Genomic DNA, 14,859 nt, shown 5'->3' with positions numbered 1-14,859 from the left:
GCTACTTCGTGACCGCGGCGGCCAGCTTGGACAGAGGCTCAGCGAGCGCGTTGACCGCGTCGGAGAGCTCCTTGCGGTCGGACTTGCCGACCTTGTCGTACGAGGTGAAGTCGTACGAGGCCTTGTCCGCGCGGTACTGGTCGAGCAGCGTGTTCAGCGCCGCGAACTGCTTGTCCAGGGAGGCGGTCAGCGCGGCGTCGTTCTTCGACGCGATCGGCTTGAGGAGGCTGTACGACTTCTGCGCACCCTCGACGTTCGCCTTGAAGTCGACCAGGTCGGTGTGGCTGTAACGCTCCTCCTCCCCGGTGACCTTGCCGGTGGCGACCTCGTCGAGGAGCTCCTTGGCGCCGTTGGCCATCGAGGTCGGGGTGATGTCGGCCCTGCCGACCCTCTTCTGCCAGTCCAGCAGGTCCGCGTAGAGGACGGGCGCGAGCGCCTTCTCCTCGGCGCCGAGCTTCTTGTCCTGCCACAGGGCCTTCTCCAGGCGATGCCAGCCGGTCCACTTCTGGCCGTCCTCGAGACCGTCCTCGCGGACGTCGACCTTCGGGTCGATGTCGCCGAAGGACTCGGCGACGGGCTCGGTGCGCTCCCAGCCGATCCGGGAGCCGGCGTACGCCTTCTTCGCCGCCTCGATGTCGCCCGCGGCGACGGCGTCCGTGAAGACCTTCACCTTGGGCAGCGTCTCGTCGGCCTGCGCCTGCACATAGGTGCGGTAGCCGGCGACCGCCGTGTCCATCTCGGGGCTGCGCGCCGCCGCCTCGCCGCCGGTGACCTCGACCTTCTGGCGGATGCCCTTGCCCTTCATGCCGGGCTTGCAGGCGATCTCGTACGTGCCGGCCTTGATCTCGGCCGTGATCTTCGCCTTGGTGCCCGGGCCGATGTTCTCGCGCTCGGTGACGATCCGGTCGTCCGGGAAGAGGACGTAGACCTCGGTCACCTTGGATCCCTTGTTCTCCACGGCGAGTTCGACGTGGCCGGCGGGGATCTTCGTCGACGACACCTCGCATGAGCCGTCCTTGGCGACCACGTGGACGGCGCCGTCACCCTTGCTGTCGCTCTTCTCGGCGCAGCCCGTGACGACGGTCAGTGCGGCCGCTGTCGCGGCAGCGGTGACGACGGAGAAACGAACGGCTCGCATGCGGGCTCCACGGGGACGTAAGAACGGGAAACGGCGGAGAACTACTGGGTGAGGCGGCCCTAACTTAACCGAGCCTTACCTGGCCTGTACCTCTCCGGCCGGTGATTCAGATCTCATCCGGGGGCGCGGGGAACGGGCTGGTCACGGCCGACTCATGGGAAGCCCATGGGGAGGTCAAGCGCGGGTCAAGCAAGCCTTTTCGGTACGACGAGGGGTGCTCCGGCCGGTGGGCCGGGGAGCCCCCGATCCCCGGGCTGCTTCGTCGCCCGGGGCCGGTGGGCCCCGCACGGTGCTTGAATGCGGAGGTGAACGACTTCGAGGTACCCGACGGCATCGACGTACTGCGCGTGTTCTGCGGCCCGGACGGCCGCCACGGCAACGCGCTGGGCGTCGTGCGCGACGGGCGCAGGTATCCCGGCAACGAGTCCCGGCAGGCGCTCGCGCGGAAACTCGGCTTCAGCGAGACGGTCTTCGTGGACGACCCGGAGCGCGGCACCGTCGACATCCGCACGCCCGGGCTGCGGCTGCCGTTCGCCGGGCACCCGCTCGTCGGCGCGGCCTGGCTGCTCGACCTGGAGGTCCTGGAGCTGCCCGTCGGGGACGTGACGGCCCGCCAGGACGGCGAGTTCACCTGGATCACGGCCCGCCCGGAATGGGCGCCGCCGAGGACGCTGGAGCGTTACGCCTCCGTCGCCGAGGTCGAGGCCCTGACGGGGCCGCCGCCCGGCGAGGGCTGGCTCTACGTCTGGGCCTGGGAGGACGAGGCCGCCGGGCGCGTACGGGCACGGGCCTTCCCGCGGCGCGACGACAACATCGACGAGGACGAGGCGACCGGTGCGGCGGCCATGCTGCTGAGCGCCGAGCTCGGCCGGGCCCTCAACATCACACAAGGACGCGGCTCCCAGATCCTCACCGCACCCGCGCCGGACGGCACGATGGAGATCGGCGGCCGCGTCCTTCTCGTGTCCGCGTCCTGATCACGCGCTGAGCGGGAACACCTCGCCCAGCTCACGGAAGACGGCGGTGTTCAGCGCGAAGGCGCGCTTGCACTCGTCGATGACGCGCTGCTTCTCCAGGTCGTCGGCGTTCACCGCGTCCAGCAGCTCCCGGTACTCCCGCTTGAAGGCGGCCGGGTTGGAGATCTGCTCGAACACGTAGAACCGCACGCCGTCGCCCTTGCGGTCGAAGCCCCAGGTCTTCTCCGCGGTGCCACGGATGATCTGGCCGCCCGAGAGGTCCCCGAGGTAGCGGGTGTAGTGGTGCGCGATGTACCCGGCGGACCACTCGCGGGCGCACTCGGCGACCCGCGCGGCGTACGCGGCGGTGGCGGGCAGCGGCTCCAGCCCTTCGCGCCACCCCTCGCCCCGCAGGTGGGTGAGGTCGCGCTCCAGCGCGGCCGTGCGCATCAGCTCCGGCTGGACGAAGGGTCCGGCGACCGGGTCCTCGCGCAGGGCCTCCGCGCCGTCCTCCAGCGCCCGGTAGACGAACCACAGCTGCTCGGTGTAGCGCGTGTAGGCGTCCACCCCGAGCCGTCCGCCGAGCATGTCGCTCATGAAGGTCGAGGACTCGGCCTCCGTGTGCTGCTCGTGCGAAGCGGTGCGGATGAGGGTCGAGAAGGGCGTGGTGGTGGCGGTCGAGTCCAAGGCGGGCCTCCGGGGACCGAGGGGGACAGGAAGTCCGGACAGAAACGTATGAACCGGTAGCGGCTGTACATGCTGACGCGCACCGATACGCCGATCCTCCTGCTTAGGCTTACCTAAGTCAACAGGTTCCCGACCACCTGTCGGCAAAAGCGGGCCGCTACGGAAGCGTGAGGATCTCCGCCCCGGTCTCGGTCACCACCAGTGTGTGCTCGAACTGCGCGGTCCGCTTCCGGTCCTTCGTCACCACGGTCCAGCCGTCGTCCCACATGTCGTAGTCATGGGTACCGAGCGTGAGCATCGGCTCGATGGTGAAGGTCATCCCGGGCTGCATCACGGTCGTCGCGTGCGGGCTGTCGTAGTGCGGGATGATCAGACCGGAGTGGAACGAGGAATTGATCCCGTGCCCCGTGAAGTCCCGCACCACCCCGTAGCCGAACCGCTTCGCGTACGACTCGATGACGCGGCCGATCACATTGATCTGCCGGCCGGGCCGCACCGCCTTGATGGCGCGGTTCAGCGACTCCCGGGTGCGCTCCACCAGCAGCCGTGACTCCTCGTCGACGTCCCCGCAGAGGTAGGTGGCGTTGTTGTCGCCGTGCACGCCGTCGATGTACGCCGTGACGTCGAGGTTCACGATGTCGCCGTCCCGCAGCACGGTGGAGTCGGGGATGCCGTGGCAGATGACCTCGTTGAGCGAGGTGCAGAGCGACTTCGGGAAGCCCCGGTAACCGAGGGTCGACGGGTACGCCCCGTGGTCCACCATGAACTCATGGGCGACCCGGTCGAGTTCGTCGGTGGTGGCCCCCGGCGCGATGTGCTTCGCGGCCTCCTCCATCGCCTGCGCCGCGATACGGCCCGCGATCCGCATGCGCTCCACGGTGTCGGAGTCCTGGATCTCCGGCCCGGTGTACGGCGTGGGGGCGGGCTTCCCCACGTACTCGGGGCGCCGGATCTTTCCGGGAACGGAACGGACGGGAGTGATCTCCCCTGGTGCGAGGAGCGACTGGCCAGACATGCCAGCGAGTCTAACCAGCGCCCTCGGGGCACCATGGCAAAGAGGAAAGGATCCTGCGATGGCCCTGTTCAAGAAGCGCGCGGTGGGCAAACCGGGCGAATGGTACTACTGCCTGGAACACAAGAAGGTCGAGGAGGGCCCCGAGTGCCCCGGCAAGGACCGCTTCGGCCCGTACGCCACCCCGGGGGAGGCCCAGCGCGCGATGGACACGGCGCGTGAGCGGAACCTGGAGTGGGAGACCGACCCGAAGTGGCACGACCGCACGGACCGGCCGACGGACGAGGCCCCCGACTAGGCCGTCGGGGCCCATGCCCACCGCGGGGCGGGCCCCTCACCAGCGGGCCGGGGGCGGGGCCGTCAGCTCGTCGGCCAGGCGGGAGAGGCGGTCGCGGAACGTGCGGCGGCCCCGGGGGGACGGGGCGCCGTTCTCTCCCGCGGCCGCGCTGACCAGGTGCTGGACCGTGTCCAGGTCGACGTCGTCGCTGTCGCTGACCGTGAGCGCCTCATGGGCGAGGCCCCGCACCTCCGGGTCGCCGCCGTCCAGCGCGAGCACCGTCGCCCCCGCGCGCCGCGCGTCGTGCACGCGTTCCAGCAGGCCGCCGTCCGGCTGCTCGGGCGCCACCACGAGCAGCGTCTCGCCGCGCCCGGCCGTCTCGATCCGGCCCAGACCGACGGCCAGGTGCACCGGGTCGTCCGGCTCCACCCGGTGGCGTACGAGCGTGGGCCTCAGCTGCGGCAGACCCGACCACGTGGACTCGTCCACCAGGTGCGCGGCCATGTGCCACGGCTCGTAGGCCTGGGTACCCACCAGCAGCAGCCCGCCGCCCTGCGGCACGACCGACGCCCGCAGGGTCCGGGCGAACCCCCGGGCCGCCGCCGGCCACTCCGTCCCGGCGAGCACCTCACGCAGCAACGCGACACGTACGGCATCCATGACCCGGCATCATGCCGCTCTCCCGGCCTGTCGGCGGCCCGATCGCGTGCGATCCACCCGAACGGGAACCTCCCGCAGTGATACGCGTCGCACAGCGACGAGGTGAGGTTCCGCTTCACTACCTGGCAGTAGGGTCGGCGCCATGACTACGAATGACACCGGCAGCACCCCCAAGCCCCCCGCCAAGGACCCCTGGGACCTCCCCGACGTGTCAGGCCTGACCGTGGGCGTACTCGGCGGAACCGGCCCCCAGGGCCGCGGCCTCGCCTACCGCTTCGCCCGCGCCGGGCAGAAGGTCGTCATCGGCTCGCGTGCCGCCGACCGTGCCGAGGCCGCCGCCGCCGAGCTGGGCCATGGCGTCGAGGGCGCGGACAACGCGGAGTGCGCGCGCCGCAGCGACATCGTGATCGTCGCCGTGCCGTGGGACGGCCACGCCAAGACGCTGGAGTCGCTGCGTGAGGAGCTCGCCGGGAAGCTCGTCGTCGACTGCGTCAACCCGCTCGGTTTCGACAAGAAGGGCGCCTACGCCCTGAAGCCCGACGAGGGCAGTGCCGCCGAGCAGGCCGCCGCCCTGCTGCCCGACTCCCGGGTCACCGCCGCCTTCCACCACCTGTCGGCGGTGCTCCTCCAGGACGAGACGATCGAGGAGATCGACACCGATGTGCTGGTGCTGGGGGAGGCGCGCGCCGACACCGACACCGTGCAGGCGCTCGCGGGCCGTATCCCCGGCATGCGCGGCATCTTCGCCGGCCGACTGCGCAACGCGCACCAGGTCGAGTCGCTGGTGGCGAACCTGATCTCCGTCAACCGCCGCTACAAGGCACACGCGGGGCTGCGCACCACCGACGTGTGAGGCCCTGCCCGGAGCCGAACCGGGCATGAGGGACACTGGACGGGACCGCGCACCATCCCCGGACAGGAGCACCAGCCCTCATGCCCCGCCTCGCTCTCTACGCCAGCATCGTCTGCGTCCTCGCCGTCGCCGCGGCCGTGGTCTCCTTCGTCCAGGGCAGCATCCTGCTCGGCGTCGTATGGGTGCTGCTGGCCGGCCTCTCGTCGAACTTGGCGTGGTTCTACCTGCGCAGGCACAAGGCGGAATCCGACGCCGAAGCCGTCGCCGGCTAGCGGATCAGCGCGCAGCCCGGATCCTGGTCACCGAACCACTCCTGCCAGAAGCGGTAGGTGTCCAGCCCGCAGTAGGTCTCGACCTCGCTGACGCCCAGGCCCCGCAGGAGCGCGTCCACGGCGTCGAAGAAGAATCCGTTGACCTCCGGGATCCACAGGAGCGCGAAGACCGCGATCAGCCCGAAGGGCGCGAACGGCTCCACCTGACGCCGGATCCTGTACGACAGCCAGGGCTCGATCACCCCGTAGCCGTCGAGGCCCGGGACCGGCAGGAAGTTCAGGATCGCCGCCGTCACCTGGAGGAGCGCCAGGAACGCCAGCGCGAGCCGGAAGGACAGCGGAACACCGTCCAGGGCGCCCAGCCAGAACGGCGCCGTGCAGACGATGGCGAACAGGACGTTCGTCAGGGGGCCGGCCGCCGAGATCAGGCTGTGCTTCCAGCGCCCGCTGATGCGGCCCCGCTCGATGTAGACGGCCCCGCCCGGCAGGCCGATGCCGCCCATGATCACGAACAGCACGGGCAGCACGATGCTCAGCAGGGCATGGGTGTACTTGAGCGGGTTGAGCGTCAGATAGCCCTTCGCCCCGATCGAGATGTCGCCGCTGTGCAGCGCCGTGCGCGCGTGTGCGTACTCGTGGAGACAGAGCGAGACGATCCACGCCGCGGTGACGAAGAGGAAGACCGCGAAGCCGGTCTGCTCCGCGAAGCCCGTCCACACCGCCCAGCCGGACACGGCCATGACGGCGACGATCCCGAGAAAGATCGGGCTGACCCGCCGGTCGCTGGGTCGGCGGAACGCGGTGGTCATCGGCGGCACTCCTGGGGCTGGACGGCGGCTGGAGCCCCCGAGAGTACGGGTGACACCGCGAGAACGTCTCACGGGTGGGTGGCAGTTCCCCGGAGGACGGGGCCTTCACGGACAATGGGCGCGTGCACTACGGCATCCTCGGTACCACCCGCGCTCTCCGCTCCGACGGCACTCCCGTCACCCTCGGCGGGGCGCGGCTGCGCGCCCTGCTCACCGTGCTCGCCCTCAGCCCCGGCCGGGCGCTCCCGCCCGGGGTGCTCGTCGACGAGGTCTGGGACGGCGACCCGCCCGCCGACGCCCCCGGCGCCCTTCAGGCCCTCGTGGGCCGGCTCCGGCGGACGCTGGGCCGGGACGCGGTCGAATCGGCGGCGAACGGCTACCGCCTCGCCGCCGATCCGGACGCCGTCGACCTGCACCGCTTCGAGCGGCTCACGGGCGAGGGAGCCCGGGCGCTGCAGGACGGCGACGCGGCGAAGGCCGCCACCGTCCTCGACGAGGCGCTCGCCCTCTGGCGCGGGCCCGCCCTCGCCGATCTGCCGGACCGCGCCGTGGCGGCGGCCCGCTGGGAGGCCAGGCGGCTGGACGCGCGCCGGACCCGCATCGAGGCCGTCCTCGCGCAGGGCCGTGCCGACGAGACCCTGCCGGAACTCGCCGGGCTCTGCGCCGACCACCCGCTGGACGAGCCGCTGCAGGCCCTCCGGATCAGAGCGCTGCGGGACGCCGGACGCACCGCGCAGGCGCTCTCGGCGTACGACGAGGTGCGCACCCTCTTCGCCGACCGGCTCGGCACCGACCCGGGCCCCGCACTGCGCGCCCTGTACGACGGGCTGCTGCACCAGGACCCGCCCGCCCCGGCCCCCGCTCCCGTCGCCCCCCTGGCCGCGCGGCCGGGCAATCTGCGGGCCCGGCTCACGAGCTTCGTCGGACGTGAGGCGGACATCGCCGACCTGCGCGAGGACCTGATCCGGGCCCGGCTGGTCACGCTCCTGGGCCCCGGCGGCGCGGGCAAGACCAGGCTGTCCCAGGAGGCCGCCGAATCCGTCGGCCCCGCCGCCTGGCCGGACGGCGTCTGGCTGGCCGAGCTCGCGCCCGTCGACGACCCCGAAGCGGTGCCGGAGGCCGTCCTCACCGCGCTCGGCGGGCGCGAGACCGTGCTGCGCGGGGCGGGCGCCGAGGAGCTCCGAGCCGCGGAGCGCGGCGCGGGCGAACCGCTCGCCCGGCTCACCGATCACTGTTCCGGGCGGCGCATGCTGCTGCTCCTGGACAACTGCGAGCACCTCATCGAGGCGGCCGCGGCCCTCGCCGACCATCTGCTGGCCCGCTGCCCGGGGCTCACCGTCCTCGCGACCAGCCGTGAACCCCTCGGCGTACCCGGCGAGTTCGTCCGGCCGGTCGACCCGCTGCCCGACCCGATGGCGCTGCGCCTGCTCGCCGAGCGGGGCGCCGCCGCGCTGTCCGGCTTCCGGGTCGACGCGGACGAGCGGACGGCGGCGGCCTGTGCCGAGATCTGTCACCGCCTCGACGGGCTCCCGCTCGCGATCGAGCTCGCCGCCGCCCGGCTGCGCATGCTCACCCCGCGTCAGATCGCCGACCGCCTCGACGACCGCTTCCGTCTGCTGACCAGCGGCAGCCGCACCGTACTGCCGCGCCAGCAGACCCTGCGGGCCGTCGTCGACTGGTCCTGGGACCTCCTGGACCAGGACGAACGCACCGCCCTGCGCCGGCTGTCGGTCTTCTCCGGCGGCTGCACGCTCGCCGCCGCCGAGGCGGTCTGCGCGGACCGGCCGGGGGACGCGTACGACGTCGCCGGGGTGCTCGGTTCGCTCGTCGACAAGTCCCTCGTCGTCGCCGCCCCCGCCGCGGACGGCCGGATGCGCTACCGCCTCCTGGAGACCGTCGGTGAGTACGCCGCCGAACGGCTCGACGAAGCGGGGGAGCGGGACGTCGTCGAACGCCGGCACCTCGTGTTCTTCCGGGAGCTGGCCCGTACGACCGACCCCGAACTCCGGGGCGCCGGACAGCTCGCCGCCCTCGAACTGATCCAGCGGGACTACGAGAATCTGCGCACCGCCCTGCGGCGCGCCATCGCCGCCCGCGACGAGCAGGAATCGTTCTGCATGGTGCTCTCGCTCGCCTGGTACTGGCAGATGCGCGATCTGCGCAGCGATGCTCTGCAGTGGGCCGAGGCCGCCGCCGCGCTGGGCCCCGACCCGTTCGCCGGGCCTGCCCGCCCCGCTCCCTCCCTCCACGAGCGCTGCACCGACGCGCCCCCGCCGATGGGCCCCGAGCTGCTGGAGGAGGCGCGGCGTCAGGTGGCGCTGGTCCAGCTGGCGGGCATGGACGACGCCATGGACGTCTGGATGAACTCGGACGGAATGGAGCGCCTGCGCGTCATCGCCGCCACCTACCGGCCCGGGCAGCCGCAGACCTGCCGCAGTCCGGGTTCGCTCTGGTTCTTCGCCGTCATGTTCACCGGGGACATCTCGGATCTGCGCGTGCTGCTGAACGAGAGGGTCCGCGCCTCCCGGGAGTTCGGATACGAGTGGGAGCTGGCCTCCGCGCTCCAGGTGCGTGCCAACGTGCTGGCCAACCGGCCCGACTGGGCGGGCGAGGCCCATGCGGACGCCGACGAGAGCCTGGGCATCTTCGGCCGTCTCGGCGACGACTGGGGCGCGGCGGAGGCGCTCTCCTCGCGCGGCGAGGCCAACGAGAAGACGGGCGACTTCGCCCGGGCGGCCGAGGACTACCAGGCCGCGATCGGTTACGCGGAGAAGCTCGGTGCCAAGGCCCAGGTGCTGGTGCTCCGCACCCGGTACGCCGCCGCGCTGGTGGAACTCGGCCGCGGCCCGGAGGCCGAAGTGATCTTCCGGGAGGTGCTCGTCGAGGGGCGGCACGCGGGGCACGAGGGGACGGCGTTCGCCCGGTTCTTCCTGGCCATGTGGCTGGGGGCGTCCGGGCGCACGGTCGAGGCCCGTGAACAACTCGTCACGCTGCAGGGGGAGTTCAGCTCCGCGTCCACGGTGGAGTTCTTCGAGGCGTTCGTGCTGGGCGGTCTGGCCTGGCTGGACAGCCAGGAGGGGCTGTACGCGGAGGCCCTGGCCCGGAGCCGGGAGGCGCTGGCACGGGCCGACGACCGGTTGTCGCAGATGGTGGCGCCGCAGATGAACGTGCACTACCTGGTCACCGTGGCGCGGGCGCTGGGCGGGCTGGGCGGGGAGCGCCGGGCTGCCCACGCGGCGCGGCTGCTGGGCGCCCGAAGGGCGCTGCTGCCGAACGGGCACGTGCCGACGTCGATGGAGCGGGACAACTACACCGCGGCCGAGGAAGTGGTCCGCGGCGTCCTCGGGGACGAGGCCTACGAGGCGGCGTACGACGAGGGCGTCGGCCTCTCCCTGGAGGAGGCCAACGCCCTCGTCGACGCGTCCGCGGACTGAGTGGGAGTCAGGACTTCTTGCGGAACTTGGACACCGCGAGCGGGGCCATCACCACGGTGATGACCACGGTCCAGCCGAGCGTCAGCCAGACGGAGTTGCCGAGCGGGCCGCCCATCATCAGTCCGCGCGCCGAGTCGGCCAGGTTGGACAGCGGGTTGTAGTCGGTGAACGTCTGGAGCCAGCCGGGCATCGTCTGCGTCGGGGCGAAGATGGAGGACCCGAACTGGAGCGGCATCATCACGATCATCCCCATTCCCTGAACGGCCTGGGCCGTCTTCATGCTCAGTCCGAGCAGGATGAAGATCCACATGATGGCGGCGCCGAACGCGGCCGCCAGAGCGATCGCCCCGATCAGCCCGAGCACCGATCCCTGGAGCTCCATGCCGAGCGCGAAGCCCATGCCCAGCAGGATCAGCGTGGCGACCGTCATCCGGCCGAGCTCGACCACGATCTTGGCGATGAGCACCGAGGAGCGGGCGATCGGCATCGTGCGGAACCGGTCCATGACTCCCTTGCGGAAGTCGTCGTTGACACCCGAACCGACCGCCATGGCGATGTTCATGCCCATCATCGCCATCAGGCCGGGGATCAGGTAGTTCAGGTAGTCCTGACGGTCGCCGCCCAGGCTGCTGCCGACGGAGCCGCCGAAGACGTACACGAACAGCAGCACGAAGATGACCGGCATCAGGAGCGCGTCGAACATCGACTCCGGATCCTTCTTGATCTGGAGCAGGTTGCGCCGCACCAGCGCCCCGATGTGGCGCAGGTTGTTCCGCAGCCCGATCCGGCCCTCGTCGTGGAGAGCCTTGGCCGGTGCGGACGCGGCCGCGTCGGTGGGTGTCAGAGTCGTCGTGCTCATGCCGCGACCTCCTGGGGAATCGTGTCGGTGACGGGGGCCTTGTCGCCCGTGATGGCGAGGAACACCTCGTCCAGGCTGGGCAGCGCGGTGGCGACATGGGCGAGTGAGAAGCCCCGGGTGCCGAGCAGGCCGATCACGGCGGTCAGCTGCTCGTCGCTGAGGATCGGTACGTAGAGCAGTCCCTCGTCCGGGACCGCCTGGGCGCCGGCGACGCCGTCGAGACCGGTCTCGCGCAGCGCCTGCGCCATCGCGGCCAGTTCGGCGGGGTCGGAGGGCCGGATCTGCAGGGTGCGGCCGCCGACCTTGGCCTTGAGCTCGTCGACACCGCCCCGGGCGATGATCTTTCCGTGGTCGATGACGGTGAGCTCACTGGCGAGCTGTTCGGCCTCTTCCATGTACTGGGTGGTGAGCAGCACGGTCGCTCCCTCCGCGACCATCCGCTGCACCTCGTCCCAGACCTCGTTGCGCGTACGGGGATCGAGTCCCGTGGTCGGCTCGTCCAGGTAGAGGACGGCCGGGCTGCCGATCATGGAGGCGGCCAGGTCCAGCCGGCGCCGCATGCCGCCGGAGTAGTCCATCGCGGCCTTCTTCGCCGCGTCGGTGAGGGAGAAGCGCTCCAGCAGCTCGTCGGCGCGGGACCTGGCCTTCTTGCGCGGCAGGTCGAGCAGCCGCCCGATCATGTAGAGGTTCTCCCAGCCGGAGAGCTTCTCGTCGACCGAGGCGTACTGCCCGGTCAGGCCTATGGTGCGGCGCAGCTGCCGGGGCTGCTTCACCACGTCGTAGCCCGCCACCACCGCGTGCCCCGCGTCGGGCAGGATCAGGGTGGACAGGCAGCGTACGAGGGTGGTCTTCCCGGCGCCGTTGGGGCCGAGCACGCCGAGGACGGTGCCCTCGCGTACGTCGAGGTCCACACCGTCCAGCGCCTTGGTCTCGCCGTAGTGCTTGACCAGCCCCCGCACCTCGACGGCGTTCCTGCCGTCCCTGAGGTTCTTGTCGTTTCGCGTCATGGACACCATCAGACCAGCCTTCACCGACAAGTCACCGACATGTCGCTGACAGCGGGCCGACAGCAGGCGACAGCCCGCCGATGGGGGAAGTCGGCGGGCTGTCGGTGGTGCGGCAGTGGTCGTGAGGGCGTCAGTGGAAGGTGTGCTCCGCCGCCGGGAACGTGCCGCCGACGACCTCTTCGGCGTACTCCCTCGCGGCGTCGGCCATCACCTGACGCAGGTTCGCGTACTGCTTGGTGAAGCGCGGGACCTTGCCGCCGGTCAGGCCGACCATGTCGGTGTAGACCAGCACCTGCGCGTCCGTGTCGGGCCCGGCGCCGATGCCGACGGTCGGGATGTGCAGCGTGCGGGTCACCTCGGCGGCCAGCTCGGCCGGGACGAGCTCCAGCACGACGGCGAACGCGCCCGCGTCCTGCACCGCCTTCGCGTCGCGCAGCAGCTGCTGCGCCGCTTCCTCGCCGCGGCCCTGGACTCGGTAGCCCATCGCGTTGACGGACTGCGGGGTCAGGCCGATGTGGCCCATGACCGGGATCCCGGCCTCGACCAGGAGCCGGATCTGCTCGTGGGAGCGCTCGCCGCCCTCCAGCTTGACCGCGCCGACACCGGCGTCCTTGATCAGCCTGGTGGCGTTGCGAAGGGCCTGGACCGGCCCCTCCTGGTACGCCCCGAAGGGCAGGTCGGCCACGATGAGGGCGCGCTTGGTGCCCCGCACGACGGCGGCCGAGAGGATGGCCATCTCGTCCATGGTGACCGGCACGGTGGTCTCGTAGCCGAGGTGGCAGTTGCCCATGGAGTCGCCGACGAGCATGACCGGGATGCCGGCCTCGTCGAAGACGGACGCGGTCATCGCGTCGTAGGCGGTGAGCATCGGCCACTTCTCGCCGCGCTCACTGGCGGCGGTGATGTCGTGGACGGTGATGCGGCGGGTGCTCTTCCCCCCGTACAGGGCCTTACCGGCGCCGGGAGTGGGGCCCGTGGGAGGTGTGGCGGGCTGGTTCTGCGCAGCCTGAAGCGACATGGCCAACGGCTCCTTCGTCATCTCGAGGCGCCCTGACGGCGTCCCCGGATCCCTTCCATGGTGGCATCCCGGAAGCGTTCCCGGGAAGTGGGCCCACCGCGCCCGGTGAACGGTGCCCGGCAACCGGGTAAAGTCTTTCCAATACGAGACGGTATCGTATTGGAAGTCGTTTAGGGTCCGATCCATGTCCATACCGTCCGGCGCCCCTGCCGCCGCGCCCCGCGTCCCGGAGGCGGTCCACCGCCGCCGCTGGCTCGTCCTCGCCGTTCTCATGTTCAGCCTGCTCATCGTCGTTCTGGACAATTCGATCCTGAACGTCGCGGTCAAGACGATCGCCAGCCCCGCGCCGACCGGGATCGGCGCCACCCAGAGCGAGCTCGAGTGGGCGATCAACTCCTACACGCTCGTCTTCGCCGGCCTGCTCTTCACCGCCGGCCTGCTGGGCGACCGCATCGGCCGCAAAAAGGTCCTGCTGGCCGGAATCCTGGTCTTCGGTATCGGCTCGGCCCTGGCCGCGCTCTCCTCCTCGCCCGGTGAACTCATCACCTGGCGTGCCCTGATGGGCTTCGGCGCGGCGTTCGTGATGCCCGCCACCCTCGCCGTCCTGATGAACGTCTTCGAGCGTGACGAGCAGCCCAAGGCCATCGGCATCTGGGCCGGCAGCGTCGGCCTCGGCATCGCGATCGGCCCGATCACCGGCGGGGTGCTCCTGGAGCACTTCTGGTGGGGCTCGATCTTCCTGGTCAACGTGCCCGTGGTGGTCATCGCGCTCATCGCCATGGCCGTCCTCGTGCCCGACTCCCGGGACCCCGCGCCCGGCCGCGTCGACCCGCTCGGGGTCGTCCTGTCCATCGTCGGCCTGGTCCTGCTGGTCTACGGCATCATCCGCGGCGGCGAACTCGCCTCCTTCGCCGACGTCACCGTCCTCGCACCGCTGATCGGCGGTCTGCTGGTGCTGGCGGGCTTCGTTTGGCACGAGAAGCGCAGCACCCACCCGTCGATCGACATCTCCTACTTCCGCAAGCCCGCCTTCTCCGCCGCGGTCGCCGCCATCGCGCTGGTCTTCTTCGCGCTGATGGGCGTCACCTTCTTCTCCGCCTTCTACCTGCAGAGCGTGCGCGGCTACACCGCGCTGGAGTCCGGACTGCTGATCCTGCCGCTCGCCGCCGCGCAGATGATCTTCGCGCCGCGCGCCCGGCTGGTCGTCGACCGGTTCGGGGTGCGGGAGGTCTGCACCGTCGGCATGCTCCTCGTCGCGGCCGGTCTCGCGGCCTTCGCCCTCTTCGACGCGGACACCCCGCTGTGGGTCCTCTGCCTGGTCTTCTTCGTCCAGGGCACCGGCATGGCCCACATCATGCCGCCGGTCACCGTCGCCGTGATGCAGACACTGCCCCGCGAGCGGGCGGGCTCGGGCTCCGCCATCAACAACACGTTCCGCCAGGTCGGCGGGGCGCTCGGCATCGCCGTACTCGGCTCGGTGCTCTCCACCGTCTACCGGGGTGACATCGAGGGCCACCTCGACGGCGTGCCCGCCGCCGCGCGGGACGTCGCGGGTGAGTCCATCGAGGCGACCCTCGGCGTCGCGCAGAAGCTGGGCCCGGCCGGTGAGCCGCTGATCGCCGCGGCGAACGACGCGTTCATCGGGGCGATGCACGTCACCGCGCTCGGCTCGGCGGCGGTCGCCCTGATCGGCGCGGCGGTGGTGGCCGCCTTCCTGCCCGGCCGGCAGGACGCGCAGCTGAAGCCGCGCGCGACCGGCCCCGGCCGGACACCCGAGGCCACCGAGGTTCCGGCGCGCCGGTCCTGACCCCGCCGTTCCGGCCGGGGGAGTCGCACACCCCCCGGCCGGTCGGAGAGAATCGGGACGTACGGCGAAC

14 protein-coding genes are annotated in these 14,859 nt (G+C 71.3%); 6 read left to right on the top strand and 8 right to left on the bottom strand.

Annotated elements, in window-relative coordinates; genetic code table 11:
• Position 1 precedes the first annotated feature (1 nt).
• The gene (gene efeO, locus ACIBCU_RS02540; RefSeq protein ID WP_362931249.1) at positions 2-1,138 is read right to left on the bottom strand and encodes an iron uptake system protein EfeO; all 1,137 of its coding nucleotides are present in this window, start codon (positions 1,136-1,138) and stop codon (positions 2-4) included.
• Positions 1,139-1,443: 305 nt separating this feature from the next.
• Here efeO and ACIBCU_RS02535 point away from each other — a divergent pair, with 305 nt between their 5' ends.
• Positions 1,444-2,115: a PhzF family phenazine biosynthesis protein gene (locus tag ACIBCU_RS02535; protein WP_362931248.1), complete on the top strand. Its 672-nt coding sequence runs from the start codon at positions 1,444-1,446 to the stop codon at positions 2,113-2,115.
• Here the strand turns inward: ACIBCU_RS02535 and ACIBCU_RS02530 are convergent, their stop codons facing one another.
• Together ACIBCU_RS02530 and map are read right to left on the bottom strand one after the other, a co-directional pair.
• On the bottom strand, positions 2,116-2,781 hold the full coding sequence (locus tag ACIBCU_RS02530) for a heme oxygenase (biliverdin-producing) (RefSeq protein WP_399228712.1): 666 nt from the start codon (positions 2,779-2,781) through the stop codon (positions 2,116-2,118).
• Between the two features lie 157 nt (positions 2,782-2,938).
• A complete protein-coding gene (gene map, locus ACIBCU_RS02525) occupies positions 2,939-3,796 on the bottom strand; it encodes a type I methionyl aminopeptidase (RefSeq protein WP_399228709.1) in 858 nt (285 codons plus the stop codon).
• A 58-nt stretch (positions 3,797-3,854) separates the two neighbouring features.
• Between map and ACIBCU_RS02520 the strand changes: the two genes are divergently transcribed.
• Positions 3,855-4,091 (top strand): hypothetical protein, encoded by a 237-nt coding sequence (locus tag ACIBCU_RS02520; protein ID WP_362931243.1) that lies wholly within the window; start codon positions 3,855-3,857, stop codon positions 4,089-4,091.
• 36 nt (positions 4,092-4,127) lie between these two features.
• On the opposite strand, the gene ACIBCU_RS02515 is transcribed toward ACIBCU_RS02520, so the two are convergent.
• Entirely contained in the window at positions 4,128-4,730 is a 603-nt protein-coding gene (locus tag ACIBCU_RS02515; RefSeq protein ID WP_399228707.1) for a hypothetical protein, read from the bottom strand.
• 142 nt (positions 4,731-4,872) lie between these two features.
• On the opposite strand from ACIBCU_RS02515, the gene npdG reads away from it, so the two are divergent.
• Together npdG and ACIBCU_RS02505 are read left to right on the top strand one after the other, a co-directional pair.
• Positions 4,873-5,583 carry an NADPH-dependent F420 reductase gene (npdG, locus tag ACIBCU_RS02510; RefSeq protein WP_362931237.1) on the top strand — a complete coding sequence of 237 codons (711 nt, stop codon included), beginning with the start codon at positions 4,873-4,875 and terminating at the stop codon, positions 5,581-5,583.
• An 80-nt stretch (positions 5,584-5,663) separates the two neighbouring features.
• Positions 5,664-5,855: a hypothetical protein gene (locus tag ACIBCU_RS02505; RefSeq protein ID WP_399228705.1), complete on the top strand. Its 192-nt coding sequence runs from the start codon at positions 5,664-5,666 to the stop codon at positions 5,853-5,855.
• Here ACIBCU_RS02505 and ACIBCU_RS02500 read toward each other — a convergent pair.
• Complete coding sequence (locus ACIBCU_RS02500) at positions 5,852-6,664, bottom strand: site-2 protease family protein (RefSeq protein WP_399228702.1); 813 nt, start codon at positions 6,662-6,664, stop codon at positions 5,852-5,854. The genes ACIBCU_RS02505 and ACIBCU_RS02500 overlap by 4 nt on opposite strands.
• Before the next feature lie 122 nt (positions 6,665-6,786).
• Between ACIBCU_RS02500 and ACIBCU_RS02495 the strand changes: the two genes are divergently transcribed.
• Entirely contained in the window at positions 6,787-10,098 is a 3,312-nt protein-coding gene (locus ACIBCU_RS02495; protein ID WP_399228700.1) for a BTAD domain-containing putative transcriptional regulator, read from the top strand.
• Positions 10,099-10,105: 7 nt separating this feature from the next.
• On the opposite strand, the gene ACIBCU_RS02490 is transcribed toward ACIBCU_RS02495, so the two are convergent.
• The 3 genes from ACIBCU_RS02490 to panB all read right to left on the bottom strand — a co-directional run bounded on the left by ACIBCU_RS02490 (position 10,106) and on the right by panB (position 12,982).
• Positions 10,106-10,957, bottom strand: coding sequence for an ABC transporter permease (locus ACIBCU_RS02490; RefSeq protein WP_362931229.1), 852 nt, complete (start codon positions 10,955-10,957; stop codon positions 10,106-10,108).
• Positions 10,954-11,973, bottom strand: a complete 1,020-nt coding sequence (locus ACIBCU_RS02485) for an ATP-binding cassette domain-containing protein (protein WP_399228698.1) — start codon at positions 11,971-11,973, stop codon at positions 10,954-10,956. The genes ACIBCU_RS02490 and ACIBCU_RS02485 overlap by 4 nt, the downstream gene beginning before the upstream one ends.
• Positions 11,974-12,094: 121 nt before the next feature.
• Complete coding sequence (panB, locus tag ACIBCU_RS02480; protein ID WP_362931225.1) at positions 12,095-12,982, bottom strand: 3-methyl-2-oxobutanoate hydroxymethyltransferase; 888 nt, start codon at positions 12,980-12,982, stop codon at positions 12,095-12,097.
• Positions 12,983-13,166: 184 nt separating this feature from the next.
• Here panB and ACIBCU_RS02475 point away from each other — a divergent pair, with 184 nt between their 5' ends.
• Positions 13,167-14,789 (top strand): DHA2 family efflux MFS transporter permease subunit, encoded by a 1,623-nt coding sequence (locus ACIBCU_RS02475; protein WP_362931223.1) that lies wholly within the window; start codon positions 13,167-13,169, stop codon positions 14,787-14,789.
• Positions 14,790-14,859: the final 70 nt, after the last annotated feature.

The organism is Streptomyces sp. NPDC051064 (genome assembly GCF_044455985.1).
In the GTDB taxonomy this organism is placed as follows: Bacteria; Actinomycetota; Actinomycetes; order Streptomycetales; family Streptomycetaceae; genus Streptomyces.
Note: the sequence above shows the minus strand (reverse complement) of the source record. Positions and strands in the feature narration are given on the sequence as shown.

Bases quoted from the DNA above. Each gene is read 5' to 3' on its own strand.
- efeO (WP_362931249.1), bottom strand. From the start codon at position 1,138: ATGCGAGCCGTTCGTTTCTCCGTCGTCACCGCTGCCGCGACAGCGGCC.
- map (WP_399228709.1), bottom strand. From the start codon at position 3,796: ATGTCTGGCCAGTCGCTCCTCGCACCAGGGGAGATCACTCCCGTCCGT.
- ACIBCU_RS02520 (WP_362931243.1), top strand. From the start codon at position 3,855: ATGGCCCTGTTCAAGAAGCGCGCGGTGGGCAAACCGGGCGAATGGTAC.
- ACIBCU_RS02515 (WP_399228707.1), bottom strand. From the start codon at position 4,730: ATGGATGCCGTACGTGTCGCGTTGCTGCGTGAGGTGCTCGCCGGGACG.
- npdG (WP_362931237.1), top strand. From the start codon at position 4,873: ATGACTACGAATGACACCGGCAGCACCCCCAAGCCCCCCGCCAAGGAC.
- ACIBCU_RS02505 (WP_399228705.1), top strand. From the start codon at position 5,664: ATGCCCCGCCTCGCTCTCTACGCCAGCATCGTCTGCGTCCTCGCCGTC.
- ACIBCU_RS02500 (WP_399228702.1), bottom strand. From the start codon at position 6,664: ATGACCACCGCGTTCCGCCGACCCAGCGACCGGCGGGTCAGCCCGATC.
- ACIBCU_RS02490 (WP_362931229.1), bottom strand. From the start codon at position 10,957: ATGAGCACGACGACTCTGACACCCACCGACGCGGCCGCGTCCGCACCG.
- ACIBCU_RS02485 (WP_399228698.1), bottom strand. From the start codon at position 11,973: ATGGTGTCCATGACGCGAAACGACAAGAACCTCAGGGACGGCAGGAAC.
- panB (WP_362931225.1), bottom strand. From the start codon at position 12,982: ATGTCGCTTCAGGCTGCGCAGAACCAGCCCGCCACACCTCCCACGGGC.
- ACIBCU_RS02475 (WP_362931223.1), top strand. From the start codon at position 13,167: ATGTCCATACCGTCCGGCGCCCCTGCCGCCGCGCCCCGCGTCCCGGAG.